Annotated in this window: 1 protein-coding gene; it reads left to right on the top strand. The window is 49.3% G+C overall.

The genetic code is table 11. The features are described 5' to 3' along the window. The coding region (locus PsAD37_RS17295; protein ID WP_153039785.1) for an integrase core domain-containing protein at nucleotides 1-552 on the top strand (552 nt) is incomplete at its 5' end. Nucleotides 553-607 lie beyond the last annotated feature (55 nt).

The following is a 607-nucleotide window of genomic DNA, read 5'->3' as shown; positions in this document are numbered from 1 at the left end:
AAGCTCTACGGCTTGCCGAGAGCCTTTCTGGTTGACAACGGTTCCCCATGGGGGACTGCTCTTACCGATCAGCGTTGGACACCATTGCGGATCTGGTTGGCTCATCTTGGTGTCCGCCTGATCCATGCCAGACCTTTTCATCCTCAAACCAAAGGCAAGAATGAGCGGTTTAACCGAACCCTGAAAGAGGAGGTTCTGGCATACAGAACATTTCGCAGTCACCGCACTATGCAATCGGCCTTTGATCAATGGAGGCGGATTTATAATTTCCATCGCCCGCATGAAGCACTTGGATTAGCGCCACCTATCAGTCGCTATACAATCTCACAGCAAATCTTTCCCAAACACCTTCCAGATATCAGCTATCCCAAAGGAACAATGGTCCGAAAGGTGCCCAGAACAAGAGCGGAAATCAGCTTTAAAGGAAGGCTCTGGTATGTCCCCAAATGCTTCCGTGGCTACACTCTCGCCATACGTCCCTCAGACAAACCTGAGATCTTCAACGTATGTTTTGCAGCAAACACAGTCGCAAAAATCGACTTAACATCATAACATGACCGTCACCCATGTCCCCGAATAAACGTCAACCATCTCTCCGGGACAAACA

The sequence above is a fragment of the Pseudovibrio sp. Ad37 genome, from assembly GCF_001623075.1.
GTDB lineage: Bacteria > Pseudomonadota > Alphaproteobacteria > Rhizobiales > Stappiaceae > Pseudovibrio.
This window is presented reverse-complemented; position numbering and strand designations above follow the sequence as displayed.